The 268-nt window shown below is 61.6% G+C and carries 1 protein-coding gene; it reads right to left on the bottom strand.

Annotated features, from left to right (window positions below; genetic code table 11):
• The coding region (locus E0702_RS17570; protein WP_205742075.1) for a sulfurtransferase TusA family protein at positions 1-268 on the bottom strand (268 nt) is incomplete at both ends.

The raw sequence follows: 268 nt of genomic DNA, 5'->3' as shown, positions 1-268 counted from the left end.
CAGAAAGCGATGACCGTCAGGGGTCGCTTCGGTCTCGACGAGCAGGTGCCCATGCTCGTTGCAGAATGCCGGAATGTCTATGACCGCCAGCGGGTCAGTGGTTTCCAGCCAAAGCCGGCCTCCACTCGGCATGTCTGCAAGGCGCTTGCGCGCTTTCAGAACAGGCAAGGGGCAGTTGAGCCCCTTGAGGTCGTATGTCTGCGGTGCGGCTGTCACGATCAGCGGCTGAAGATATTCTGAAAGCGGCGGCGCAGCGAGGTTCCCTGGC

This window comes from Halomonas marinisediminis (genome assembly GCF_004347715.1).
Lineage (GTDB): Bacteria > Pseudomonadota > Gammaproteobacteria > Pseudomonadales > Halomonadaceae > Halomonas > Halomonas icarae.
This window is presented reverse-complemented; position numbering and strand designations above follow the sequence as displayed.